This window comes from Bradyrhizobium tunisiense, from assembly GCF_042263385.1.
GTDB classification, from domain to species: Bacteria; Pseudomonadota; Alphaproteobacteria; order Rhizobiales; family Xanthobacteraceae; genus Bradyrhizobium; species Bradyrhizobium tunisiense.
Map to the genome: position 1 here is coordinate 552,465 of NZ_JBHLEV010000001.1, position 26,288 is coordinate 578,752.

Sequence of the window (26,288 nt, forward strand, 5' to 3'; positions counted from 1 at the left end):
GGCAGTACCAGTCCGTCAGCGTCCGGGCCGCCGAAATGCACTATGGCGCAGCCCGCACTTTCCTATTCGCTTCTTAACGCTAGGACTTTGCCGCTCTCGGCATCCTTTCCAACCGCCAGGAACGCTTCGTCCTTGTCGAGATGGGCGCCGCTGCCGATCTCGCCCTTCTGGCCACGCTTGTAGCTGAACAACGCATCCCGTCCGTAGACCTGATGGTGACAGTTGCCGATGAGCAGGCTGTTGATCCCTGCGACCATTTCCTTCTCGGCCGGGACGACGCTCTCGTCACCCTCGAAACGACCAAGGAGCGCGAGCTTGTGTTTCGGCGTGGAATAAGGTCCCCGTATTCGGGGTGATCGGCATCCAATCGGGGCTCTGACGCAATCTTGGTGCAGCTCCTTTCATTCTGCGCCGACTAACCGGGCTTGGAGCAGATCGATCTTCCCGCGGCCATACATTTGGCGCCTGACGAGCTTGAGGCGCGTAATCTGTCCTTCGGTTTGTCCGTTCGACCAGGGCGACGTGATTGCGGCTCGGACTGCCGCTTGGTCTCTCCCGACGCCGCTCGCGAACGAGGCGACGAGACTGGCGCGGGCACGCTCGATCCAAGGAGCGAGGCCCGCCTCGGTCTTACGCCGGATCATCAGGTGGAATTCGGCGATGATCTCGCGTGCCTCGACCAGAGTTGGCACGCCAGCTTCGATCGCCGCGACCGTGACGGTCTCCGCTTTGGTGAGCAGGTCCCGTCCGATTGTCATGAGGCGAGCGATCGTTCTGGCCGACGGAATCCTCTGAAGGTTTTGTGTGTCGGTCCTTTCCGCTCGTCGTCTGCGGGTTGCCCACTCGCTGATGACACGGAGCGAGCCTCGGAAGCCACGCCCTTTCAAACGGCGCCAAAGTTCAGCACCGTTGCGGCAGCCAGACGCCCACTGCTCGTCCAGCCATGGCAAGTGCACATCCAACGAACTTTGCCGGGTTCGGAACTCGTCGTGACGTTCGCCGCGGACCACCTGTCGCACCAGCTTCCTGCTGTGGCCGGTCTGACGCACGATCTGCTTGATAGGTATGCCATTCTTCGACAGAGCCAGGATGACCGCGTTGGTCTCCTCGCGGCGCAGATAGCCCTCATACTGGAGGCGCTCAGCGGCGGTGAGTAGCTTGGGATCGATCGTGGTCGCACCGATGACGGTGCGTATCTGGCGCATCGATTTGCGGACGGCATCGAGGAAGGCCCGACTGGCGTTCTCCATCAGATGCCAACGGTCGGCGACCTGTACTGCGTGCGGCAGGGCCTTGGCCGCGGCTTCGCCATATCCGCCGCCGCGGTCACGGGCGACGATTGCGATCGTGGGATGAGCAGCGAGCCAGGCTTGCGCGTCGCCGGCTCACGATCCGGCAACAAAGTGACGACCCTGCGCCTTTCCAGGTTGCAGACGATGCTGGCGTATCGGTGATTGCGCCGCCAGGCCCAGTCATCAATGCCGATGACCCTGAGCGGGTCAGCTGGGGGACGGCTACGGTGCCGAACCACCCGAAGAAGGGTATCTTTGCTCACCGGCAGCATCAGCCGCTTTGCGAAGACTGCTGCCGGTCTACCCCCAAGCGCCAAGCCAAGGTGGTGAACGATGGACTCCAGCCTCGCGGTGCGGCGCGCCGAAGGCGCCAGTACGCCTTCGCCGAAGCGCTCAGTGAAGATCTGACGCCCGCACAGAACCGCGTCGCAGCGAAAACGGCGGGCGATTACCAGGAGCTGGACGATCCGACCCGAGAGCGGCAGATCGGTCACGCGGCGCCGGTAGCGGCTATGGACACGCCGCGAAACCGTTCCGCACGATGGACACAGGCCGACGCTGCCGGACGCCCGAACCACAACGATCGCCTTATTACCCTCGTAGTAAGCACTCTCTACAACAAACCCACGCGGCACCAAACTGGAGCGGTGGAGTGCCTGCTGCATGGCGCTGATTCTCCTCCAATCAAAGCGCCAGACATCCTCCAAACTGCATCAAAAGTGAGTCAGAGCCCCTTTTGGATGCCGATCGGGGGGCCCAGTCCAATGCCGATTGACAATTGGCGTCTCGAGGGGCGCTATCGTCTACATGACCCTTGGCGAAATCGTATGGGTGGAGCGCCGCTCAGCGCACTGAGCAATGCTGAGGGTCTAAATGCAATTGATCGCGAGACTCATCAGTCTTATCCGATTCGGATCGGTGTCGCTTCCGGCTAGTGAGAGAGACCGCTGAACATCGATCTGATCTCATCATCCGAAACATCCGGTTCATCATCGGATTGATCATGCCTTCCATAATGAGAACCGGAGCGCCGTACCTCGCCTTCGTAGATTGCCTGCCTTCGATACTCTATATCTCGAGCGACGCGACCGTCCTCGTATCCGAACTTCGTCATGAGCGCCTTGAGGTCCTTCTCGAAGTCGTCAAGTTCGTCCGGATCGTCCATTTCTCCCAAAGAGTCATCAATTCGATCGATGAACTCCTTTAGTGCCATTTGAACGTTAGCGACGGCGTCCGACGGCAACGTGCCGAACTCCCGGAGCGCTTCTGCTGCCGCATCGAGGTCCTCCAGAGGCATGTAGCCGCCCCAATAGCCCAACACGCGCCCCATGGCCTGCGAAACCGCGTCGCGTACTTCCTGCTTTTGGGCGTCCGGCAGCGCCGAATGAAGCGCTCCTTCGAGCAATGACCGGCATAAATCGGCATCATCCTGATCCAGATCGGCATCCCGCAGATCGGCTGCCGCCACCGTTACATGCGGAAGCAATGCCGCGCTGCCAAGCGTTTCAAACGACTCCTTGACTAGTGCGAGACGCTGAAGTTCGTTTCCCGTGCCACTTTGAACCATGCGCGACATCGCGTCCGACCAAACCTGCGCGAAACCCGGGCCTGCACGTTCGGGCCCGCGACCGTATACGTTCCAGCATTGCTTCAGCTCGGCATAATCGGTCAGGACACCCACTGCCGCCTGCAAGAAGCGATCCTCAGCGATGGCTCGATCAAGAAAGTCCCTGACGCCGGGATTGGAGAACCGTATCTTGCGATCCTGTATCGCCAGCACCGAGCCCTCCAATTCTTTGATTGCCATACGAAATGCGGCGGGCCGTTCCGCTGCCGACAGGCCACCGCCGAGCGCATCAAGCATTCTCCCAAATGTTCGTTCCAAATCTGGAAACTTGGTCAGCGGTTCGTTGAAGTACAGCGCCAGCATGAGCGCTCGAGCTTCTCGCCCGAGTTGCGTACGATAGGGTCGCTCCCAGAGTTCCGACGGATTGTCCAGAACTGCCTGGATCATGGCCTGAGTCGGCTTCGCGATGGCGAGATAATCGGGCGATGTGAGAAGATCGATGAGGCGCGGATTGAAATTGCGATGGTCGATGACCTTGAGGAAGAAATCCCGACCCAGCATCGTCTTGAGGTCTGCCCTGCTCATCTCCGAAAAATAGAGATGATTGTACAACATCTTCGCCCTGACCGACCTCGTATAGCGACCGACGTCGAGAACGAATTCGCTGGTGTTGATCGACGGCTCCGCAAGGCGGCCTGAAACCGCCTGCGCTTGCCTCAAGATGTAATTCCGCGTGGTCAGGACGAAGCGAAGATTGTCGTGCGATCGCACTTTCTGCAGGAACGGAGGAAATCGTTGATCGGTGCTTCGCACAAGGTCGCTCGAAAGTGCGACTTGCCCGAGAAAGTCGTCGAAGAAAACGAGCCGCTTCGTTTCGTCAAGCGGTATCTCGAAGGCCTCCCGGATGTCGTCAATCACCGAGATATTCCATCCCTGCTCCGCGTGAAGCCAAACGAGCATCCGCGCAAGGGTGGTTTTGCCGACCCCCGGTTCTCCGGAGACAATCAATGATCCGGCCCTGGCCAGTATTGCTTCGGCCGCCGGAACGCTTTCGTTGTGGACGAATTTCTGCGTCATATTCTTGATGAGCGCCATCTCGGTCTCGGTGCGATTATAGACGCCGCTATGCAAGACGCGTTCGAGCACCGCCGAGCTGGCGAGCCATAGCTTGAAATGTTTGCGCTCAATCTGCGGATGGCGACCCAAGAAATTGTTAAGGTCTTCCGGGCCGAACACGTCAGCATCGGCTAGAGGCGCCGAGGGCATTGCCGCCCTTATTTTCGACTTCTGAGATAATGACAATGGCACAGAAGTGGCCAACAGATAGCGGCGAGGACGAACCTTGGCGACCTTCGCATCCTCTGCCCTGCATGCTCGAATCAGGGCCGGAAACGTGCTGCCGACGAGGTGCTTGGCCTGAACAACGGCGTGACCGGCGCCGCTGGCGAACCTGAAGTCGACACCCTGATCTTTTCCGGGCTTGAAACTTTCGAACCTGACGCCGAGTTCGGCCTGCAGCAGATCGCGCGCAAGTTCCTCGAAGTCGATCGGCGAAAGTGTTTTGAAGTCGTACACTGAGGAGCCAATCCAATGTGCAGCAGGTGAGCGGTGATCGAGGCTCAAGGAGTGTAGATTAAATTGGTTCGAAGACTTACGCCACTATGACAAGATGCCCGACCCGCTGGTGACGTGATCCAACCCGCGCAAGTGAACGACCACGGTTGGCTTCCATTCGAGCGGCTCCTTAGTCTGCGCTGGCGCTGGTTCTGACCGCCAACGGAATGGACTCGCAGCGCGCTGCACGTTCGGGCCCGATCAATCGAAGCACCCAATCCACCGCCGAGCGAGGGACCCGCATCCGGGCGAAGCGGAGAGCGTTGAAGACGGCATCCGCTGTTCCGTCTTGGCCCAGCTCCGCCAGGACGGCGCTGTGAGCGAGCACATCGAAGGTATTGCCGACGAGGAGCTCCGGATACTGCTCGCCACATATTCTCCCGGCCTTTCTTTCATCGATCAACGCGATCGCCCTTTTCTCGACGCCAAAGGCAATCGTGGCAGCCTCTCCGTCATCGAGGGTCGCGTTCCCTCGCCCGATGACCAGATCCGCAAAATGCATCTCGGAAAGCTCATCGAGCTTCGCGACGGATAAGAGGCCGTCGGAAATGAGCTCGGCTACGAGGCGCCCGTCTTGTCGGCCATTCCGCCGGTCTTCGCGCAACTCCTCCTGCACCACGTCCATAACGACGAAGAGATTCGGGATCGCTCTCAGAATCCGCGGACCGAAGGTCGTGGCGTTCAGATTGATGACGGTGCTCGCATCGAGAACGACCGGTGCCTTGGGGTCAATCAGGCATGAGAGCCCCATCGGACTCGCTCCCTTCAATTTCTAGGCCGTCGAACATACGTCGGAGTTCGACACGATCCAGATGAAGCATCCGTGCGAGCTGGCCTTCGCTCAAAATCCCGCGACGCCAAGCCTCGCCCGCCAAGAGCCCGAGCCGAAGCGTGGTCGGTCGGTCGGCATCGGCGCGATGAATGTCCGCACTGTTCAGCTCTCCCAGCACCTGGGCCGCCTGCTGATCGGTGATGTTTCCGTTCGCCTGAAACCAATCCCACGTGCCGGGTTTCGCCAGCTTTAGCTCCTCCAACCGTCGGACGATGGCCTCGCGCGAGACGCCAAAGAAATGCGCAAGCACGATTACGTGCCGCCGGGTCAGCTTTTCCGATCCGAGAGTGACCTCCTTGAGTTTTTGCATAACTGCGCGCGCAGGAGTCATAAATGCTCTACCGAACGTGTTCGCGTAGCGCTCCTCGCGCGAATTTTCAGTGACGCCTTCTTCCAGCACCTCCGGTTCACGTCGCGTTGACACGAGATGACCCAATTCATGGGCTGCAGTTTGCGCGCGGCGATCGCGGGGATGGTTCCCGTTGAGGAGAATGCATGCTCCTAGCGCGTCGTCGTACGCGAACAGGCCTGAAATTCCGCCATCGATGCGACGGATGTAGACCCGCACGCCAAGCTCGAGCTCCAATAGCGTCACGATGTCGGAGATCGGACCGAGGCCCAATCCCAAGCGCTGTCGAAGTTCGAGGGCATCTTGTTCAGCCTGCGCTCTAACATCGCCCGGAAGGATCGGCCGTTCCGGCGGATAGTTACGTGGCGGCTGGATGCCGAGGAGCCGTTCCAACTCCGCCTCGGCCTTCGCCAAGCCCTCGAGTTGTTTTACGGCAAGTTCGACCGCATCATCTTCCTGTTGGAAAAGCTTGCGAAACTTGGGGGTGAAGTTCGCGTGGATCGCCTCCTGCCGCATCAGTTCGTTGATGGACATTTTGTAAAGATTCGCGAGGTCACGAAGCTCATTGATGCGAACGCGCCGCTGGCCTTGCTCGATCGCGACCAGCGTGGTCCGCGAGAGCCCGACCGACTCCGCCGCGTCCGCTTGCTTGAGCTTAACGCGCTCGCGCGCCTCGCGGAGACGTTCGCCGACTTCCGTCAGCGACATGGTTTCAAGTAGGCTGACCATTTTCGGCCCACTGAGCAACGAATGACTGCGGTCCCAGTGATTCCATGAAAGCTTTCCATTCCTTTTGATGTTGCGAGAGCAGCCTGTCCAACTTCGGTCGAACGACTGCTTCCGGCTCGTCTAGGGCGCGCGCCAGATGAAAGACAGCAAGGCTGAGCGGGCGCTCTGCCGTGCTCGATTGTCTTAAAGATGCAAGATGATCGAGATGCAACGAACCCGCGATTGCATATTGCTTGTGCGCATTCTTGGGTCCGTCGAAACCTTCGGCGACGGCGTCGCTGAAATTTGTCGCCGAAAGATTCGCCCACAGATAGGCGTCGTCGTGCTCCCTGAGGTGGGCCGCATGCACGCTCAAGCGGCGTAGCATGCAAGCCGCGCAGATTCCACACTGACGACGAAGACCATCGACGGACGCGTGGCGATTGTCGCGCCAGCACGACCTCGTTTCGGACCATTCTGTGTCCTTTTCGCCGGTCAATTTGACGTACGCCGCAAGCGTCTCGCCCTTGGTAAACCACAAGCGAGGGAACATGAAGTCGATATCAACGCCAAGGAGCGCGCCGAAGAACTTCGTCATCTGCTTCATAAAGCGCGGGTGATTACGATAGTCCTCGTACGCCTGCCCGACCGGGACAAGCGTCGGGCCGATGGCGCCTTGCCCGCTCTCCGGCACGATGACTTTGCCCACTTTAGCAAAGTATGCTGCCACCCCGCTCAACACGGCGAATTTGAACCCCCGCGATCGCGCACTTGATTCGATGAAGCGGGAGTCGCCCGGCCTCACTTGATACGGCAGTGTCATAAAGGGCTGCTTTCGGCCGGCCGAATCTTTGGGCTGGTCCTTCTTTTTCGAGCCGAGCCGCACACGTATCAACCGGCTGCCGTACTCTTCCGCCATCAAAGCGCCGACCGCGCGCGAATCGAGGCCATCGCTGAAGGGAATGACGGCCTCGGCTCCAGTATCCAGGTGGAACAGCCGCTGCACGGGCGGGTCGGCCGGGATTCTGCGCGTGTTGAAGGTGACTCTCCACCGGTCGCCCGTCAGCAGCTCGAGCGCTTCATGCAAGTGGTCCGAAACGTCTTTCCGGCTCCAAACGTCGGGGTCATGCACCGGGACACGCAATTCGAAAGCGCGGCTCCAGGCTAAACCTGGACGGCGCTTGATGCGATCGCAGAATTCGACCGACGCCGCGAGCAGCATCAGATCGAAGACGATCGGCTCCCACGCCGCAAAAAAATAGGCCGCAAGATCGTGCGTCTTGAAGATGAGGTTGGTTTCGATTTCGCACGAAACCCGTCCGGCCCGCGCGCGTCCGCCGGCCTCATGCACATCGACCTTGATTCCAGTGATATCATCATCGTTCATGGAAGCCTCACGCCATCTTCGAGGCCTTGTTGCTTAGCCGGCGCCGGTTGGGAGGGCCCGTCGAGGCCCGACAGGCGACGCGCGAGGGCAGCAATCGGAGCGCTCACGATGGCGTCGTCCATGCGAAGTCTGACGCGGGTCGCCTCTGCATCGGGACTCTGCTTGCGCAGATAGTGCTCTTCCACTTGCCTGCTACCGCGAGCTGCGCGGTCGCGCAGGGCGCTTTCGACGCCATCGGATACCGGGTCGACGCCTGGCTGCGGGTTGGAGACCGATTGCGTTACGTGATCGAATACCAGCCGACGCATTGGACTTCCGGCCGAAAGCTCCCTGCGCACAGCTTCGAGTTCGGCCGATCTATCGTTGCCAAACATATCGATCTGTCTGGGGTCGCCTAGGATTTGGCGAATGGCCCGAACGACTTCGCTGCAGCCCTCGTCACGCCACGTTTCTTCCAAGGCCGGAACAACACGTTCGGCAACTTCGAGGGGCTCAAACGCCGCCTTGTGCGCCCACCCCGCCAATTTCTTCCAAGCGGCCGTCATATTGAGGCTTTTGTACGGACCATCACTCACGGGCGATCCTCCATGTCAGAAATAGTATCAAAAAAAATGACAATGTCAAAGGTAGATTGGCTGCTGCCTCCGACGGCATCGAAGTCCGTCGATTTGCGATTTCCGTTACTGTACCGACCGGTCGGGGCGAAGAACGGCTGACGACCTCGCAGAGACGCGATCGTTGCCGAAGGGAAACTTATCTCGACGTTGCGCCGCCAATCACGAGCATCCGCTCACGTCCTATCGGCTCGATGTTCAGTCGCAGGCGTCAGCGCCGCGTACGAGGCGCGGCGCGCAACTCTGACTAACCGGCCCTCGCGCCATTCGGAGCCGCCTGGAAGATGGCCTGCAAGACTTCCTCGACCGAACCGGCCACACAAAAAATATCGCCGGTTACGCGATGCGCATGACCGCTGATTTCTTCGAAGCGATAGCTCGCTTCGAAATCCTCGTACGATTCCGACTTCGGTTTCAGATTAGCCGACGCGACGGTCTCAAATACGTCGACCGCACCATTGAAAACACAGGGCTGAATGTTCACGACTTTTCCGTACCATTTGAAAGCACCTCTTATCGCGTCCTGTTGCTCGGCCTTTTCTCGCGACACCGCCCGGTTCACAACAGCGGCATCGACAAGGCACACGACGCCGAGATCCGTCACGAATTGCGGCATCCTCGACGTCGGAATAATTTTGATCTCGTGCAACAATTCCGTTTCGTGGTGAAACAGATTGCGAAGCGCCTTGAGCGCCATAAAATTGGAGGAGCCGAATAGGCTCCCCTTTCCCGCCTTCCTCAGTTTGTCGTTGAAGCTGTGAAGCGCATCGAGGAGATTGAAGAGCGAGTCCTCGTCGGGCTCCACGCAATGGCGAGCGTAAGCCCGAAAAAACCTATCGGCTGCGGCGTCAATCGTCTGGGGAGAACTCGTCATTTCGAACCTGATAGGATAGATCGACCAAGTGTGCACGCTTGGGACCGTTTAGGTGCCCAAATCTGGCGAGCGCGCAATCAAACCCATCCGCAAACGGGCTTCGAAACACTCTAACGCCGATCAATACCTTTAGCTGCTTCTTCACTTTCGTCGAACAGTTCCACCAGGCTAAAGGCGAGCTCACGAATGGATCCGAATTCAATTGGCTCCGTTATGAGACCGTAATGGCGCGCGAAGACTGCGAGCAGACCCGCGCAGACCGCCCACAAGCTCGGCGGTGCGTCGTCTTCGACTTCCATCAACAGTTCCCGTATGCGGTCTCCGACCGAAGGATGGTCGTCCGAGGATGCCCAAATCGACTTCGGCGTGATAGCGACGATGACCAGCTTCGCGAAAAGTATTCCGATGATCCGCTTGGCCCTCACGAGCGAAGCGGGGTAGGTCGCGGCTTCCGCATAGTCGGCCACTTTTCCGAGCAGCATTTCGCGTGCGTATGCATCGCAGGCCTTCTCCTCGGCGACCGGATCGAGTTCACCGCATGCCGGGTCGGCCTGGATCAACCCGTGCTTGATCTCGTGAAGGACGACGTAGGCCCCGGCGAAGCACACGAGGTCGAAAGCGAACTTTTGGTTCTGGTCCGTAAACTTCGCACCGAAATCGGGGGCGGGAATGTTCGACGGCCAGTCGAATTCCGAAATCGTCAGCGCCTCGTTCAGATGCCGGACCCGCTCCATTGTCTCGGCGAATTCGAGATCGTATTCGTCCTGTCCGGGAATGCTGTCAAGCAGCTCAAGATCGAACGGCTTGCGCGCGGCCAGAAGCGCCGGAATTGCATCGCTATAGGCCTCCAGCGCCTTCCATGCCGCGAAGCCCACCAGCCAGATCGACTTGAGCGCGGTTTCGTTGACCTGGACGGTGCCGTAGTTCTGCTCGAGCTTAAAGCCCTGTCCGTCCTGAAGACGGACGCGATCCTGGTGCTCACCCCAGGCCTGTTTGAGTTCCTGCATTCGCTCCGGAACGGCCCCCTCAAGCAGGAGATCGGTTTCCCGCGAAATATCCATCGATCGACCCCACTATCTTCCACGCATTCTTGAGCGCCACATTGTCGGATTATGAGCCGAACTTCTCGGCCAACGCGCGCTGTGCAAGCGCCTCGAACGAGGGTTCGCGTAGACCAACGCGCCGCCGCGAAGGCCGCCACAAGTCTCGGTTTTGCTGGGCCACGACTTCAAAAGTGCGGAACGCCAATCGCGCCTTGAAGGCGCTCACGCTACCCGCCCGGCGGCCGAGCGCGGCGTTCACTTCTTCTGGCGAAACTTCCGATGCCGCTCCTACGATGATCTCCTTGAGCACGAGGGGCGAATCCGCGCCCGAGAACTTCATGAAGCACAAGCCTGACCGATTCTTCGGTCTGTTTTCCAGCGGTACGAAGACGCGGTGCTCCTGCTCGTAGCTCCAGTGATCGAATTTCAGAGTGAGCAGATCCAGCATATGCCGTCTTGCCGCAGGCCCATCCTTCCTCATCGCCTTGAGGTTCGCCGGTATGCGATTGGCGACGTACCGAACCTTGTTTGCGGCGGCCGCATCGACGTCGAAGCCGAGACAGATGCCGCGATGGCTCTGCCCGTAGTGACTCCACTGAACCGGGTTCTTCCAGTTCTCGCTCAGACAGATCAGCCCCATGTATTCGGACAACGAGCGCTTGACGAACTGGTAACGCGCCCGCGTCCGTGGATCTTCGGAGGCCACCTGAAGAAACTCGAACGGATCGTTCAGTTCGGAGATGCGCGCGATCTTCAGATGCTGCCTGCGGATTGCCTGCAGGCCGTATTTCGCGTTCAAGAAATGGTATAGGCGCACTCGTTCGCTCCCAGGGCGCGGCAGTCTACGCGGATGATCGCCGTCATAAGCCCCTCTTCTCGGTATCCGCAAGGTCGCGATACCTGGTCCCGCGCACCCATGCCGTCGTCAGCGTGAACAGGCGAGAGACCGCGCTCCTGACCCGACGCAGCGCGCGCGGCTTGTCCACCCGTGGTCGACCCTGCACTTTGCGGATATCGAAGCTCATGTCTCCGACCGACGGTGCCGGGGAGTGTCTGCACTCGGCCTCGGACCAGCGGCGGAAGCGCTCGGGCTCGGCGACGAGTCCGGAGTTGCCATCGAAGGCCAGATAGGATCCCGGGCGGGTCCGTCGGCTCCAGGGCACGATGGCCTGCACCACCAGGCCGACGGCGAGGGACGCGAGAACGCCGTTGGGCCAGACGACCTGCGGCCGTCCGCCCGCGGCACCATATCTCTTGGCTTCCTCGGCCAAAGCATCGTCCGTGACGATACCCATGCAGCGGAGGCAGGGACCGCTCGGCTCCGACAGAAACACCTGACCGGCGACCAAATGGCCGTGACCGCCACCGAGCTGGTGCACGTCCATGCCTTGATCCACGTAGGGGACGAGATGCCGGCGGCAGAATGCATCCAGCTCGTCCTTGCTCCGCACGTTGTCGAGCCCGCCCACGACGACATCGCAACGCTTTAGCGCATTGGCGGCAAGCTGCCATTGCTCGGTATGCACCTCGACCCGTGCGTTCGGGTTGATCGCGCGGATCATCCGCTTGGCGATCAGAACCTTCGCAGTCCGCCTAAGCACGTGCCACCAAGTGCCGCCGATCAACCTGTTCAGATTGGTGGGCGAGATACGGTCGGCATCGATCAGCACGAAATTTCCGATGCCGACGTGAGCCAATTGTTGAGCGACGTGCGAGTTGCCGCCGCCCAGCCCTACGAGTCCGACCGTCGCATGAGCCAGCCGCGCTTCGCTGCCGAGACCGAGGAAACTCTGACGATCAAGCCAGTTCATGGGCGGTCCTCCATTGTTCGACTACCGGCCGATCAACACGGACGAAGCGACCGATCGCTACGGGCGCCGCGTTCGCATCGACCCAGAGAATGCCGGTCGCGCTGTCGTCGCTGAGAACCAGCAGCCCATGAGGCATCCTCGGGCAGGACTGGAAGAAGCCGGGAACGAACGCATTCGCACTATCGAGATCCACGCCGCTGAAGCGAGGCAGACCGCGACCGCCGTGGGAATGGACATGCAGGAGACAGGACGGCGGCCGATAGGCGGACTGCACGGCCTTGCGCATGGCCGCGGACCCGATCCGCGCGCCGACCCCGGGCGCGGGTTCGTAGTCTTCGTCAGCGACCGGAAGATACCCACGGACCAGCAGCAACAAGCCGTCCGGCGTCGAGGCCGCCCCCGCCGTCAAGAAGCCGACGCGTTCATGCGCGAAGCGGTGCGGTCTCGCCAGGTCATGCCGGAGGTGGTCGAGCAGCGAACCCGAGATCTTGAGTCGTATCGTCATTTCAATTGTCCCAGATGGATTGCGAGGATTTCCGGCCAAGGCAACGATGCTGGGACGTTGTTGTAGGACATGGCGTGCCATGCGCGGCCCAGAATCTGATGGACCGTCCAGTTCTGGCCGCGGCTCGCAAAGGGCTGCGACAGGAACAGCCGCGTCGTGTAACCGCAATGCTGGCGCGGGCAGAGCAGCCCATCGACCGAAACCGCGCCCCCGGCGTGACGCACCTTCATGGCCGGCAAGAAGACGAGTGGCTGCCCGCCGTCGTCCCAGAGCTCGGCACCGCGGTTGATCCGGCGCAAGCGCTCCATGTGGGCGGTGGTCACGACGACTGCCCCGCCGGCGGATGGGAGGCGAACTCCATGCCGTTCTTCACCTTGATCCGCTCGCCGGGCTCCAGTTCGCGGAAGCTGCCGTCTGCGCCGATGATGTCCAGCTTGTAGCCGGCCGGCACGCCGAACACCGTCATCAGCTCCTCGGTGGTGTAGACGCGACGTTCCAGCACGAACTCGACGTCCGAGCCGTAGATGACGGTCACCGTCCGTTCCCGGCGACTCAGGTGGAAACGCTCGACCTCCTCGCCGCCGATGAAGACCTCATCGTCGTCGTCGAACACCTCGACCGCACCGTGGCGCTCAAGCGTCAGGGCCATCTCCTCGCCGGCACCGACGAGAAACTTGATCTGCCAGGCGACGAGCTTTCGATACGGCCATTCCATCGCGAAGTCGTCGACGAAGAAGCGGTGCGTTTCGGCGCCCTTGACGACGAAAAAGCGGTTAACCCCGTGCTCGTCGAGCTTCGAGGTCTCGGAGGGGCGCAGCGTCTCCAGTTCCCCAGACTTTAGGTGCTTCAAGACCACGTAGTCCTCGATCGGGTGCCGGCCCGCCGCCGTACCTATCCGGGCGCCGGTCACCTCGGCGTCGGCGAAGTGGAACTCCGCAAAGACGAAGTCGGCATCGCCGATCTGCGCCTTGAACTTCGAACCGGCCTTCGCGTGCTCGCCGTCAGCCGCCAACGTCACCACATTCATGATCGTTCTCCATCGCGTGGCACACGGACCGGGTGCCGTCGCGCTTGACGAAATCCCGAACGAGACAGATGATCTCGAATCAGTCCATAATGAGACTGTATCTAATGGGACTTAAAATGCAATACAAGTCCTATTTGGGACTAACGAGGAAATCCTATGGACCGACCCCAGCGGACATTCGCAAAGGAGCACATCGATGGAACAAGCCCAGCAAACCCTTCTCCTCTCGACGTTTTTTTTAAACTGGCCGAAATTTGGGATCTCACCACCGAGCAACAGGTGAAGTTGCTGGGATCGCCGGGACGCTCGACGTATTTCCGCTGGCGCAAGGACGGCGGCGACCTTTCGGCCGATACGCTTGAGCGGATTTCGCACCTTGGTTCCATCTACAAGGCGCTCAGCATCCTGCTGGACTCGCCCGAAGCTGCAATCGGCTGGATCCGACGCCCGAACCGCTTCTTCGATGGCGCATCCGCTCTCGACATCATGCTCAGCGGCAACCTGAGCGACATCATCAGGGTACGACAGTACGTCGATGCCCAACGCGGAGGGTGAGTTTGGATTATCCTCACATCTCAATCGACAGCGAGTACCGCCGGCTCATCCCGTCGAAATGGCCGACCATCGACATCTACGAGAAGTTCGGTTCTCGCGAGATGCAGGCGGCGGCCGCCGACCTCGAGACGCTGACCAACCCGAGGCTCGCGGCCAAGGCGCGCATCACTGGCGGAGACCTCTCCGCGGATTCCAGTTCTCCCAATCTGCAGAACTGGAATCACGCGCCGTTCGCCTATCCCATGCCGGAGGGAACGCACCTGCTCCCGCCGCCATACTCCGTGCTGGAGTTGGCGGCGTCGGAGCGGGGCGCACTCGCCCGGGCCATTCTGCGTCGGGAGGAGTTTCTCGGTCGTACCGACGAGCCGGCCTGCGGCGTCGACATGCGGATGATCACGAACAGGGTCGTCGGCAAATTCGTCGACCTGCGCGGGCTGCCTCCCGACATGACGCAGATCGCACGCTGGATACTCGGAAGACGTCTGTACGAAGACGGCGGGCATGGGGCGCTCTTCAGGATCGCCGATCTACCAGGCTACGACTTCATCAGCATCTTCAACCGGGACGTCCTCGTCGAACGCGGCGTCCAAGGCGCCCACTATCGATTCCGATGGGACGGCCGTCGCATCAGTCGGCTCTACGATTTCGCCGCCGATCGGGACATCGATCGCGACGACATCATGTCGGGATCAATGGCGGCCTGATCGAAACATCTCGCGGAGGTCGGAATGCGTACTTGGCTTCTCGTCGCGGTCTCCGCCTTCTTGGCCATATTGATCGGACAGGCACCCGAATTCGCGCAGCAATATGCGCAGCGTATCGGCGGCGCCATCGAGGAACTGCAACGCATCGTCGATCACTTCGACGACGACTCACGCCGCTCGGGATACGATCGCCAGGGAGCGCTCGCCCTCATGGGTCGAAATTCCGAGCAACTGGTCCGCGATCAGGGAACGAGGATGTCCGAAACGATCGATCGACTTGCGCGCCTACGTGCGCAGCAGATCGCGATGAATCAAAGAGGCGCGTTCACGCGCGTCACCGCGCTCGCGACAGGCGCCGATCGGGAAATCGCCGCTCGCGCGTGGCGGGACTTCGAATTTGCCCTGCCGCTTTCGATGGACGCGATCCTGTTCACCCTGCTCGGCTTCATCGCGTCGCTCGGACTAACGTGGGCGGCGGCCTTTGGATTTACGAGAATGCAGGAAGCTTGATCACCAATTTCGCTTCGATGCCGTTAGGTCGTCGGTTCGGCCACGTTGCAACTCGCTTATCATCGTGGCAAATTGAGGCTACCCGAGGGCTACACCTCGGGGCTACACCAGAGACCTCTGGCGTGCAGTAAGGCCTGATTTTACGGGGCTTTCTCGAAGCCGTTTTATTATGGCGGAGAGGGAGGGACTCTCCCCCGCCCGTGCGAAAACCCCCGGTAAATACAAGTTTAGCTGTGTTTTTGGGCGTTCCTTGAGCCGTCGGTTCTACACCGAGGGTCTACACCAATGGGAACGACCAGAATGCCGACCCCCTTCCGGCCCAAGAAGGCCAGCGGCAACGAGCAGAACGTCTATTGGATCCGGAAGAAGGTCCCGAGCCGGTACCGCGCCCTGGTCGGCAAGACCGAGGTCTGGCGGTCCCTGAAGACCACCGACCGACGGACCGCCAACGCCAGGGTCGCGGTCGCCTCCGTCGAGCTAGAGCGCGAATGGGAACTTCTGGCGCTGGAGGCGAAGCGGGGACCGAAGGCCTCCAGGGCGGGTTTGGCGCATCAGGACCTGTTCGCGATCCAGCGCGAGACCCACGTCCGGATCCGCGACGCCCACATCGCCGAGCCCGGCACGGGATTTGGTGCCCTTAGGTGGCTCGCCCTCACGGAAAACGACGATGATCCCGGAGCCGAAGAGGCTCTCGATCGCTGGGCGCGCGAGGTCCTGACCCGTGAACTTGGAGGGTCGCCGGCCGAGCCTCAGGTCGAAAAGCTGAAGCCCCTTCTCGCCGAAGCGAGGAAGGGCGCCTACGGCGACGTCTTCCGCGCAACGAAGGGCGACTACAAGGAGAACGAAAAACTCGGCGAACTGCCCAAGACTAGGACGAAGCCCAAGGTCGACATCATGGAGGCCTTCGAGCTCTACTGCAGCCAGCCTCGGATCAAGGGCGGCCTCGACGGGCCGACGGCTAAGCGCTGGCGTCCCGTCATCGAGCGCTTCATCGAATGGATCAAGCACCGGGACCTTGCGCGGGTGACGCCGCAGGACGCGGTCCGCTGGCGCGACTACATGATTTCCCAGGGCATCGCTCCCAAGGCCGTCCGCGACGTCTGGCTGGCGGCGCCGCGGTCGGTGGCCACCCACATGCTCAACGCGCTGCGGCTCGAGATCAATCCCTTCGCCGGAATCAAGGTGGAGGGTGTCAAGGCCTGGAAGGAAGACGACGAGCGAGGATTCGATCCGGAGCAGGCGCTCACGATCCTGTCGGCGACCGTCGCCACGCCGTCGCACCTGACCTCCGCCGAGATGAGGGCCGCCAGGCGCTGGGTCCCCTGGATCTGCGCCTACACCGGCGCCCGCGTCAACGAAATCACCTCGCTTTTACCGTCCGACGTCCAGCAAATTCTCGGTCATTGGTGCTTCGTACTGAGACCCGAGATCACGAAAGGCAAACGGCTGCGCCGCGTGCCGGTCCACAAGCATCTGCGCGACCAAAAGTTCATGGCCTTCGTCGAAGCCCGCCGCAAGCTCGGCAAGCCGCTGTTCTACGATCCCGACCGCGCCCGCGGAGGAAAGGGAGCCAATCCCCAATGGCAGAAGGTCGCCGAACGGCTGGGAGATTGGGTGCGCGATACGCTCAAGATCACGGGCGTGCAGCCCAATCACGGCTGGCGCCACCTCTGGCGCGAGATCGTGCGCGGGACGAAGATGAAGCCGGAGTTGTGCGACTACATGTGCGGGCACGAAAGCAAGTCCGGGACCGGGGCGCGGTACGGCAAACGAAAGGTGCCCGTGCTCGCGAAGGAGCTGGACCTCTTCCCGAGATTCAAGGTTCCAGCCTTGAATCGACCGCCAGCGCCTCTCAAGCGGACGCGGCGCTCACCGCAGCAAATCGCCGCAGACAAAGCCGAAAGGACGGCTCGGCATACGGCCGCCTGACGGCCCGGCGGCGAAGCACGCCTGGCGAGACCCCGAGACGCAGCCGCTCTGCGTTCCCCTTCGCGGCGTGAGACGGTTCGTGCTAGTCATTAGGGGACCGAGACAGCGACCGCCCGCCTTGACAGCCACGACCATTGCCGACCCGCAATCCTTCATCCGCGCCAACACCCGGCTGCGGTCGGTGCCGCTGGTGCCGGAAATCGCGCTGTTCCTGGCCGATGAATCGGTGCCGCTCTGGCAGCAGACCGAGAACGAGCTGAACGAGGCCGGCCTTCCGCCGCCCTTCTGGGCCTTTGCCTGGGCGGGTGGCCAAGCGCTGGCTCGCTACGTTCTCGATCATCCCGATACCGTGCGGAACCGGCACGTGCTCGACATCGCTTCTGGCTCCGGAATCGTCGGCATCGCGGCGATGAAGGCCGGCGCGGTCGGGGTGACAGTGTCTGATATCGACACCTTCGCGATCGCGGCGGCCGAATTCAATGCGGAACGTGCTGGACACTCAACCAAGCGACCGATGGCAGACCATCCTCGCGGGCGACATTTTCTATGAACGGGACACCGCGGCGCGTGCCTTCGCATTTCTGGCCAACCATGCGCGCGCCGGCGCAACCATCTTGATCGGCGACCCCGGGCGCACTTTCCTTCCGAAGGCAGCGTACCGGTGACCCGCGACCTAGAAGACAAGCAAACGGCTGTTTGGACCATCTCGCCGGATTACCTGTAAGATGCATCGAGCCGCGTTGCGATTTCCAAGCGGCTCGACGAAATAACATGGGTCATTCTCAACGACGGAACATGCGCTTTATAGCGCACTGTGGCGGAGAGAGTGGGATCTCTGTCCCTAGGTCGCAATGGCGCCAGAATCCGCGGAAAATTAGGATTCCCGAAAAGCCCGGCCGAATTTTGTGACCACCGCTGTGTACCACTCTTTCGTCCGGTTGGGCCGTCAATCTCGGCCGGTTTCGAGGCGCCCCGGTAAAAGCCATTCAAGCCGCGGCAGAGCGGCAATGAGCGTTTGGAAGCCAGAGCCTCAAATAGCCTGCATTGGCGTCAGCTCACCTCCCCACAGCAGGCATGGCAGCGGGTCCAGCGAAAGTGGCGTCGATTCGCCTCCCGCCCATCTAACCCGCGTTGTCCCACGGCTGTGCCTCGACCGACGCCGCTCCGCGCGGGCGCGCCCGGAAACCTACGTCGGACCATGGCTGCCGGATCCTCTCGTGGATTCCATGGAGCCGGACGGAGACAGTCGCCGACGACGTCACGGTCACGTTGATGCTGGCCCTTGAGCGTCTGTCCCCTCTGGAGCGGGCCGCTTTCCTTCTCCACGACGTCTTCGACGTGCCGCTGACCGAATTGGCCATCACCCTCGGTCGCGAGCCGGCCGCGGTTCGTAAGCTCGCGGCGCGCGCTCGTGTTTGGATGAATAGAACGCATCCTGATCGAAGCCCGTGCAACTTCGAAGCGGCCGGGCCTCGATCAGCGATTTCTTCGCCGTCCCTCGATAAGATCGAGAACTGCCATAGCGGCCTCAAGTACGTTGGTACCAGGCCCGAACACGGCTGCCACTCCGCTCCGAAGCAATTCCTCGTAGTCCTGCCGTGGGACGACGCCCCCGCAAACAACAATGATGCCGCCAGCGCCAGCCAGCTTCAACTCCCTGACAACCTGAGGAACGAGCGTCCTGTGACCGGCCGCGAGCGATGAGACCCCCAGAACATGTACTTTTGCCCGAACGGCCATCGCGGCAGCTTCGGCTGGCGTCTGAAACAAAGGACCGGCAACAACATCGAACCCCATATCGCCGAATGCCGACGCAATAACCTTCGCACCTCGATCATGACCATCTTGTCCTAGCTTGGCGATCATAATCTTTGGCCTCACGCCGATCGCTTGTGACACTTCGTCGAGCCGCGAGACAAGATTCGTGAACTCGGGATCGTTTCCATAAGCAGGGCCATAGATACTCGAAACAACATCTGGTATCGCCTGGTGATCTCCAAAAGCCTGCCGCATTGCGTCAGACATTTCGCCGACGGTTGCTCGAGACCTAGCGGCCTCAATCGCGGCTTCCAGCAGATTTCCTTCACCTGACTGCGCGACCCGGGTCAGTCGAGCCAACGCACTGGAGGCGCTCTTAGAATCTCCCGACCGTTTGATATCGGTCAGACGACGAATTTGCGAGGCGCGCACAGTCGAATTGTCGATCTACAGAATGTCGATTGGCTCCTCTTGTTCAAGCCGAAACCGATTAACTCCGACGATGACCTGATCACCGCGATCAATCGCGGCCTGCTTCCGTATCGCCGATTCTTCGATCAATCGCTTAGGCCACCCTGTCGCGATCGCGTTCGCCATCCCTCCCCGCTCTTCGACCTCCTCCATGAGTTGCCAGGCAGCCTTGACGAGATCGTCCGTCAGGCGCTCGACATAATAGGATCCCGCGAGGGGATCGACGACGTCGGCGACGCCGGTCTCATGCTGAAGGATTAGCTGGGTGTTCCGGGCAATCCGAGCCGAAAACTCAGTGGGCAATGCGATGGCTTCGTCGAACGAATTTGTGTGCAGCGATTGCGTGCCGCCCAGAACGGCGGCTAAGGCCTCATAAGCGGTCCGCACGATATTGTTATACGGATCATGCTCCTGGAGCGACACTCCCGACGTCTGACAGTGCGTACGAAGCACTAAGGACGACTGCTTTTTAGGGTTGAATTCCGCCATAACACGCGACCAGATAAGTCGAGCAGCGCGCAACTTCGCCGCTTCCATGAAGAAATTCATTCCGATAGCGAAGAAGAATGAAAGCCGCCCTGCGAAATCATCGATGTTAAGGCCCTTGGCAAGAGCAGACCGGACGTATTCACGTCCATCAGCGAGCGTAAAGGCCAACTCCTGGACGAGCGTCGCCCCCGCCTCTTGCATATGGTAGCCTGAAATCGAGATGGAGTTGAAGCGCGGCATGTTCTGCGCGGTGAACGCTATAATGTCAGCAACAATGCGCATCGATGGTTCCGGCGGATAAATGTATGTATTGCGGACCATGAACTCCTTCAGAATGTCATTTTGGACAGTTCCCGAAAGAGCTTCGCGCGGAATTCCCTGCTCTTCACCGGCGACAATGAAGGTTGCGAGAATGGGGATTATAGCTCCGTTCATAGTCATCGACACCGACGTTTCCCCGAGGGGAATGCCGTCAAAGAGGATCTTCATGTCTTCGACTGAGTCGATGGCAACGCCCGCCTTCCCGACATCACCTAGGACGCGAGGATGATCAGAATCATAGCCGCGGTGGGTCGCCAAATCGAATGCAACCGACAAGCCCTTCTGTCCTGAGGAAAGGGCGGAACGATAGAATGCGTTTGACGCCTCTGCAGTCGAGAATCCCGCATACTGGCGGATTGTCCACGGTCTACCAGTATACATCGTCGCCTTAGGACCACGAACGAACGGCGACATGCCAGGTAACGTGTCCAGATGCTCGATCCCATCTAAATCAGACGCCGTATAGATCGGTTTGACTTCAATGCCCTCCGGAGCCTTCCGCACGAGCGCGATGGGATCGCCTTTTAGTTCCTTCTCGGCAATCCTCTTCCATTCATCTGGAAATGACATCGACATTCTTGATCTCGCACCGGTTACCGGCCTAATTGTCAACCACGCATCGCGGGCTACATGGCCTGCTTATGCAAATTCCAAGATCAGCGCGTCCACCGCCAGCGTCGCACCGGCACTGGCGTGGATCTTCTTCACCGTGCCGTCCTGCTCGGCGCGCAGCACGTTCTGCATCTTCATGGCTTCGACCACCGCCAGCGTCTCGCCGGCCTTGACCTCCTGCCCCTCGCTCACCGCGATCGAGACCACGAGGCCGGGCATCGGACAGAGCAGCTTCTTGCCGCTGTCGGAGGCCGTCGTCACCGGCATCAGCCGCGCCGAGGTCGCCTCCGCTTCGGTCCAGACATAGACCGGCACCTCGACGCCCTGATGCGCGAGGCGGATGCCGTTCGGGATCGGCCGCGCCTGCAGCGCGACGAACTGGCCGTCGATGGTGCCCTGCCAGACCGCATCGCCCGGCTTCCATGACGAGGCCAGCAGATGCGCGTTGCCGGCCTTGCCGTTGGCATCGATGAAGCGGATCGCGATGGCCTCGTCTTCGCGCGCGATCTCGAGCTGGATCTCCTGGCGGTCGAGCCAGACCGCGCGGCGCCGCTCGCGCTGCACGACGCGGCCGCCCATCTGGCCCGAGATCTGCCGCTTGCGCTCACCCAGCACGTGATCGATGGCGGCGCCGACCGCGGCGATGCGCCGTGCGACCTCGCCTTCCGGCACGCGCACCGCAAACCCCTTGGGGAATTCCTCGGCGATGAAGCCGGTCGACAGCCGCCCCTCGCGCCAGCGCGGATGATGCATCAAGGCCGACAGGAACGGGATGTTGTGACGGATGCCGTCGACGTAGAACGAATCCAGCGCGGTCGCTTGCGCCTCGATCGCGGCGGCACGCGACGGCGCATGGGTGACGAGCTTGGCGATCATCGGATCGTAATGGATCGAGATCTCGCCGCCCTCCTGCACGCCGGTGTCGTTGCGGATGGTGATGCCGTCCTGGCTGGCTTCCGCCGGCGGACGATATTTCACCAAGCGACCGATCGAGGGCAGGAAGTTGCGGAACGGATCTTCCGCGTAGAGGCGCGATTCCACCGCCCAGCCCGTCAGCGTGACGTCCTTCTGCGCGAGGGCGAGCTTCTCGCCGGCGGCAACGCGGATCATCTGCTCGACGAGATCGATGCCGGTCACGAGCTCGGTGACGGGATGCTCGACCTGGAGGCGCGTGTTCATCTCCAGGAAATAGAAGCTCTTGTCCTGCCCGGCGACGAACTCGACGGTGCCGGCGGAATCATAGTTCACGGCCTTGGCCAGTGCGACGGCCTGCTCGCCCATCTTGCGGCGCGTCGCCTCGTCGAGCAGCGGCGACGGCGCCTCCTCGATGACCTTCTGGTTGCGGCGCTGGATCGAGCATTCGCGCTCGCCGAGATAGATGACGTTGCCGTGCTTGTCGCCCAGCACCTGGATCTCGATGTGACGGGGATCGACGATGAACTTTTCGACGAAGACGCGGTCGTCGCCGAACGAGGCCTTCGCCTCGGCCTTGGCGAGATTGAAGCCTTCGGCGACCTCGGCCTTCGAATGCGCGATGCGCATGCCCTTGCCGCCGCCGCCCGCGGACGCCTTGATCATCACGGGGTAGCCGATCTCGTCGGCGATCGTGACCGCGTGCTTGTCGTCCTCGATGACGCCGAGATAGCCTGGCACGGTCGAGACCTTGGCCTTGGCGGCCGCCTTCTTCGACTCGATCTTGTCGCCCATCGCCGCGATCGCGCCGGGGTTGGGACCGATGAAGACGATCCCGGCCGCCTCCAGCGCGCGCGGAAACGACTCGCGCTCGGACAGGAAGCCGTAGCCGGGATGCACCGCCTCGGCGCCCGTCTTGCGGCAGGCCTCCACGATCTTCTCGATCACCAGATAGCTCTCGGCGGCCGCCGGCGGGCCGATCAGCACGGCCTCGTCGGCCATCTCGACATGGAGGGCGTCGCGGTCGGCCTCGGAATAGACCGCAACCGTCTGAATTCCCATGCGGCGAGCGGTCTTGATGACCCGGCAGGCGATTTCGCCGCGATTGGCGATCAGAATGCGTTTGAACACTGCTCTTCTCACAACGGCAAATTGTCGTGCTTCTTCGCCGGCATTTCCGTCTTCTTGTCCTTCAGCATCGCCAGCGCCCGCGCGATCCGCTTCCTGGTCGAATGCGGCATGATGACGTCGTCGATGTAGCCGCGCTCGGCGGCGATGAACGGGGACAGGAAGCGGTCTTCGTATTCCTTGGTACGGGCGGCGATCTTGTCGGGGTCGCCGATGTCGCTGCGGAAGATGATCTCGACCGCGCCCTTGGCACCCATCACCGCGATCTGGGCGGTCGGCCAGGCGTAGTTCATGTCGGCGCCGATCTCCTTGGAGGCCATGACGTCGAAGGCGCCGCCATAGGCCTTGCGGGTGATGACGGTGACGAGCGGCACGGTGCATTGCGAATAGGCGAACAGCAGTTTTGCGCCGTGCTTGATCAGGCCGCCATATTCCTGCGCGGTCCCGGGCAGGAAGCCCGGCACGTCGACGAAGGTGACGATCGGGATGTTGAAGGCGTCGCAGAAGCGGACGAAGCGCGCCGCCTTGCGCGACGCATCGCTGTCGAGCACGCCGGCCAGCACCATCGGCTGGTTGGCGACGAAGCCGACGGTGCGCCCCGCGATGCGGCCGAAGCCGGTGACGATGTTCTTGGCGAAGCCTTCCGCGATCTCGAAAAAGTCGCCCTCGTCCACGACCTTCAGGATCAGCTCCTTCATGTCGTAGGGCTTGTTCGGATTGTCGGGGATCAGCGTGTCCAGCGACATGTCGACCCGGCCGATGTCGTCGAAGCTCGGCCATTCCGCCACGCCGTCGGTGTTGTTGGACGGCAGGAAGTCGGTCAGGCGGCGCATCTGCAAGAGCGTCTCGACGTCGTTCTCGAAGGCGCCGTCCGCGATCGAGGAGCGCGTGGCGTGCACCGAGGCGCCGCCGAGCTCTTCCGCCGTGACGACCTCGTTGGTCACGGTCTTCACCACGTCGGGTCCGGTGACGAACATGTAGCTGGTGTTTTTCACCATGAAGATGAAGTCGGTCATCGCCGGCGAATAGACGTCGCCGCCGGCGCAGGGCCCCATGATGACGGAGATCTGCGGGATCACGCCCGAGGCGAGCACGTTGCGGCGGAACACGTAGGAATAGCCGGCGAGCGCGGCGACGCCTTCCTGGATGCGGGCGCCGCCGGCGTCATAGAGGCCGATGATGGGCGCCCTCGCCTTCATCGCCATGTCCTGGAGTTTTGTAATTTTCAGCGCGTGGGTCTCGGACAGCGAGCCGCCGAACACGGTAAAATCCTTGGCAAAGACGAAGGTCTTGCGGCCGTTGACGGTGCCCCAGCCGGTGACGACGCCGTCGCCGGGTACCTTCGTCTTCTCCATCCCGAATTCGGTGGAGCGGTGCTCCACGAACATGTCGAATTCCTCGAACGACCCCTTGTCGAGCAACAGCTCGATCCGCTCGCGCGCCGTCAGCTTGCCGCGGGCGTGCTGCGCCTCGATGCGCTTCTCCCCGCCGCCGAGCTTGGCGCCGGCGCGACGATCTTCAAGGGTTTCGATAACGGACATCGATCGGGCCAACTGATCTACCGCTTTCTGACGATTGGAGGCAGGTCGGTGCAAACGCCCTCATAGACCTCGGCAGCCATGCCGATCGTCTCGCCGAGGGTCGGATGCGGGTGAATGGTCTTGCCGATATCGATGGCGTCAGCCCCCATTTCGATCGCGAGACAGATTTCCCCGATCATATCGCCGGCATGCGGCCCGACGATCACGCCCCCGACGATGCGACCGGTTTCGACGTCGAACAACAGCTTCGTCATGCCATAGGACGCGCCGGACGCGATGGCCCGGCCGGACGCGACCCATGGGAATTTTGCCGAACGGATCTTCCCTCCGGATTCGGCGACATCACGCTCGGACTTGCCGACCCAGGCGATCTCAGGATCGGTGTAGGCGACATTGGGGACGATCTTCGCCGTAGAGGCCGCCGGCTTTCCGGCAGCTACTTCCGCGGCGACGTGCCCCTCGTGAACGGCCTTGTGGGCCAACATCGAACCGCCGACGACGTCGCCGATGGCGAAGACGTTGCGCGCCGTCGTTCTCATCTGCTCGTCGACCTGAATGAAGCCGTTCGGATCGATGGCAACGTCGATCCGTTCGAGGCCGAGTTCGCCGCTGTTAGGAACGCGGCCTGCAGATTGCAGCACGAGATCGTAGGATCGCGTCTCAACTGACGCGCCCGTGATACCAACCGTCACGCCGTCGGGCGTCACCGCGGCAGTTGATACGCTGCTTGCAAGGTCGATATGCTCGAAGCGATGCGCGTTGCGCGAACGCCAGATCTTCACCGCATCGGCATCCACGCCCGCCAGGATATCGGGAAGCCTTTCGACAAGATCGATCTTGGCGCCGAGCGCGCTGTAGACGGTCGCCATCTCCAGCCCGATGATCCCCGCTCCGATCACGAGCATGCGGCCCGGAATGCTTCGCAGCGCGAGCGCGCCGGTCGAGGTCACGACCCGCTCATCCTTGGGAAGCACCGCCAACTGCACCGCGCGCGAGCCCGTCGCGATGATACATTGTCCGAAATCGATCTGCTGCGAGCTTGCCCCCTCGCAGGCAATCTCAAGCCGCGTGGCGGAGACGAATTTCGCGGTACCGCGGATCACCGTGACGCGGCGCGCCGCCGCCATCTGGCTCAGCCCATCCGTCAGCTTCGCGACGGTGCCGTCCTTGAAGGCGCGCAGCGCCTGCAGATCGATCCGCGGCGCGCCGAGGCGAATGCCCATGTCGGCGATCCGCTCGGCTTCCTCTTTGACGGCCGCAACATGAAGCAGCGCCTTCGACGGGATGCATCCGACATTCAGGCAAACTCCGCCCAAGGCGCCGTAGCGTTCGACGATCGCGGTCCTCAATCCAAGATCTGCGGCCCGAAACGCAGCTGAATAGCCGCCCGGCCCGCCTCCGATCACGACAAGATCGTAGCGTGTATGATCCGTTGCGCGCTGGCCAGCATCGGCCTGATCCGCCGAGACCGTCTCGCCTTGCGCGCCCGCTTCGTCCGACGCCGATGCCGTGCCAATCATGGAGCCTCGAGACACCTTGTCTCCAACGCGCAGCGAAATGCTCGTGATCACCCCTGCAATCGGCGACGGAATCTCCAGCGTCGCCTTGTCGGATTCCACGGTGATCAAAGCCTGCTCTCGCGCGACGACGTCGCCCGCCCTGACGTGGACCTCGAGGACTTCGACGTCTCGGAAATCCCCGATGTCGGGGACCCGGATCTCCTTTGTCCGCATCT

Annotated in this window: 20 protein-coding genes and 4 pseudogenes; 6 read left to right on the forward strand and 18 right to left on the reverse strand. The window is 61.5% G+C overall.

Annotated features, from left to right (window positions below; genetic code table 11):
* Nucleotides 1–62: 62 nt before the first annotated feature.
* The 14 genes and pseudogenes from ACFDR6_RS02535 to ACFDR6_RS02600 form a co-directional block, all read right to left on the reverse strand.
* Nucleotides 63–257, reverse strand: a complete 195-nt coding sequence (locus ACFDR6_RS02535; protein WP_375857245.1) for a hypothetical protein — start codon at nt 255–257, stop codon at nt 63–65.
* A 144-nt stretch (nt 258–401) separates the two neighbouring features.
* Nucleotides 402–1,957 (reverse strand): annotated as a pseudogene (locus ACFDR6_RS02540) (ISL3 family transposase).
* A gap of 266 nt (nt 1,958–2,223) precedes the next feature.
* Nucleotides 2,224–4,434, reverse strand: coding sequence for an nSTAND3 domain-containing NTPase (locus tag ACFDR6_RS02545; RefSeq protein WP_375857246.1), 2,211 nt, complete (start codon nt 4,432–4,434; stop codon nt 2,224–2,226).
* A 169-nt stretch (nt 4,435–4,603) separates the two neighbouring features.
* Nucleotides 4,604–5,224, reverse strand: a complete 621-nt coding sequence (locus ACFDR6_RS02550; protein ID WP_375857247.1) for a PIN domain-containing protein — start codon at nt 5,222–5,224, stop codon at nt 4,604–4,606.
* Entirely contained in the window at nt 5,202–6,383 is a 1,182-nt protein-coding gene (locus ACFDR6_RS02555; RefSeq protein WP_375857248.1) for an ImmA/IrrE family metallo-endopeptidase, read from the reverse strand. Before ACFDR6_RS02555 ends, ACFDR6_RS02550 begins: the two co-directional genes overlap by 23 nt.
* Nucleotides 6,367–7,749 (reverse strand): 7-cyano-7-deazaguanine synthase, encoded by a 1,383-nt coding sequence (locus ACFDR6_RS02560; protein WP_375857249.1) that lies wholly within the window; start codon nt 7,747–7,749, stop codon nt 6,367–6,369. The genes ACFDR6_RS02555 and ACFDR6_RS02560 overlap by 17 nt, the downstream gene beginning before the upstream one ends.
* Nucleotides 7,746–8,324 carry a hypothetical protein gene (locus ACFDR6_RS02565; RefSeq protein WP_375857250.1) on the reverse strand — a complete coding sequence of 193 codons (579 nt, stop codon included), beginning with the start codon at nt 8,322–8,324 and terminating at the stop codon, nt 7,746–7,748. The genes ACFDR6_RS02560 and ACFDR6_RS02565 overlap by 4 nt, the downstream gene beginning before the upstream one ends.
* 286 nt (nt 8,325–8,610) lie before the next feature.
* Nucleotides 8,611–9,237 carry a hypothetical protein gene (locus tag ACFDR6_RS02570; protein ID WP_375857251.1) on the reverse strand — a complete coding sequence of 209 codons (627 nt, stop codon included), beginning with the start codon at nt 9,235–9,237 and terminating at the stop codon, nt 8,611–8,613.
* A gap of 110 nt (nt 9,238–9,347) precedes the next feature.
* The gene (locus ACFDR6_RS02575) at nt 9,348–10,298 is read right to left on the reverse strand and encodes a phage exclusion protein Lit family protein (RefSeq protein WP_375857252.1); all 951 of its coding nucleotides are present in this window, start codon (nt 10,296–10,298) and stop codon (nt 9,348–9,350) included.
* 49 nt (nt 10,299–10,347) lie between these two features.
* Entirely contained in the window at nt 10,348–11,079 is a 732-nt protein-coding gene (locus ACFDR6_RS02580) for a DUF2971 domain-containing protein (RefSeq protein ID WP_375857253.1), read from the reverse strand.
* Nucleotides 11,080–11,140: 61 nt separating this feature from the next.
* Nucleotides 11,141–12,091: a HesA/MoeB/ThiF family protein gene (locus tag ACFDR6_RS02585; RefSeq protein ID WP_375857254.1), complete on the reverse strand. Its 951-nt coding sequence runs from the start codon at nt 12,089–12,091 to the stop codon at nt 11,141–11,143.
* Nucleotides 12,078–12,596 (reverse strand): hypothetical protein, encoded by a 519-nt coding sequence (locus tag ACFDR6_RS02590; protein WP_375857255.1) that lies wholly within the window; start codon nt 12,594–12,596, stop codon nt 12,078–12,080. The genes ACFDR6_RS02585 and ACFDR6_RS02590 overlap by 14 nt, the downstream gene beginning before the upstream one ends.
* On the reverse strand, nt 12,593–12,919 hold the full coding sequence (locus ACFDR6_RS02595; protein WP_375857256.1) for a hypothetical protein: 327 nt from the start codon (nt 12,917–12,919) through the stop codon (nt 12,593–12,595). Before ACFDR6_RS02595 ends, ACFDR6_RS02590 begins: the two co-directional genes overlap by 4 nt.
* Nucleotides 12,916–13,608 (reverse strand): multiubiquitin domain-containing protein, encoded by a 693-nt coding sequence (locus ACFDR6_RS02600; protein ID WP_375857257.1) that lies wholly within the window; start codon nt 13,606–13,608, stop codon nt 12,916–12,918. Before ACFDR6_RS02600 ends, ACFDR6_RS02595 begins: the two co-directional genes overlap by 4 nt.
* A 171-nt stretch (nt 13,609–13,779) precedes the next feature.
* On the opposite strand from ACFDR6_RS02600, the gene ACFDR6_RS02605 reads away from it, so the two are divergent.
* The 6 genes and pseudogenes from ACFDR6_RS02605 to ACFDR6_RS02630 all read left to right on the forward strand — a co-directional run.
* Nucleotides 13,780–14,178, forward strand: a complete 399-nt coding sequence (locus tag ACFDR6_RS02605) for an antitoxin Xre/MbcA/ParS toxin-binding domain-containing protein (RefSeq protein ID WP_375857258.1) — start codon at nt 13,780–13,782, stop codon at nt 14,176–14,178.
* A gap of 2 nt (nt 14,179–14,180) precedes the next feature.
* Complete coding sequence (locus ACFDR6_RS02610) at nt 14,181–14,882, forward strand: RES family NAD+ phosphorylase (RefSeq protein ID WP_375857259.1); 702 nt, start codon at nt 14,181–14,183, stop codon at nt 14,880–14,882.
* A 24-nt stretch (nt 14,883–14,906) separates the two neighbouring features.
* On the forward strand, nt 14,907–15,392 hold the full coding sequence (locus ACFDR6_RS02615; protein ID WP_375857260.1) for a DUF2937 family protein: 486 nt from the start codon (nt 14,907–14,909) through the stop codon (nt 15,390–15,392).
* A gap of 300 nt (nt 15,393–15,692) precedes the next feature.
* Nucleotides 15,693–17,321 (forward strand): DUF6538 domain-containing protein, encoded by a 1,629-nt coding sequence (locus ACFDR6_RS02620; protein ID WP_375857261.1) that lies wholly within the window; start codon nt 15,693–15,695, stop codon nt 17,319–17,321.
* Between the two features lie 118 nt (nt 17,322–17,439).
* A pseudogene (locus tag ACFDR6_RS02625) lies at nt 17,440–18,045 on the forward strand (class I SAM-dependent methyltransferase).
* Between the two features lie 367 nt (nt 18,046–18,412).
* Nucleotides 18,413–18,734, forward strand: a pseudogene (locus ACFDR6_RS02630) (sigma factor-like helix-turn-helix DNA-binding protein); the annotation flags it as partial.
* Nucleotides 18,735–18,797: 63 nt separating this feature from the next.
* On the opposite strand, the pseudogene scpA reads toward ACFDR6_RS02630, so the two are convergent.
* The 4 genes and pseudogenes from scpA to lpdA all read right to left on the reverse strand — a co-directional run bounded on the left by scpA (nt 18,798) and on the right by lpdA (nt 26,286).
* Nucleotides 18,798–20,936: pseudogene (scpA, locus tag ACFDR6_RS02635) on the reverse strand (methylmalonyl-CoA mutase).
* Between the two features lie 63 nt (nt 20,937–20,999).
* On the reverse strand, nt 21,000–23,015 hold the full coding sequence (locus ACFDR6_RS02640; protein WP_375857262.1) for an acetyl-CoA carboxylase biotin carboxylase subunit: 2,016 nt from the start codon (nt 23,013–23,015) through the stop codon (nt 21,000–21,002).
* A gap of 8 nt (nt 23,016–23,023) precedes the next feature.
* Nucleotides 23,024–24,553 carry an acyl-CoA carboxylase subunit beta gene (locus ACFDR6_RS02645; protein WP_375857263.1) on the reverse strand — a complete coding sequence of 510 codons (1,530 nt, stop codon included), beginning with the start codon at nt 24,551–24,553 and terminating at the stop codon, nt 23,024–23,026.
* Nucleotides 24,554–24,570: 17 nt separating this feature from the next.
* The gene (gene lpdA, locus ACFDR6_RS02650; protein ID WP_375857264.1) at nt 24,571–26,286 is read right to left on the reverse strand and encodes a dihydrolipoyl dehydrogenase; all 1,716 of its coding nucleotides are present in this window, start codon (nt 26,284–26,286) and stop codon (nt 24,571–24,573) included.
* Between the last annotated feature and the right edge of the window lie 2 nt (nt 26,287–26,288).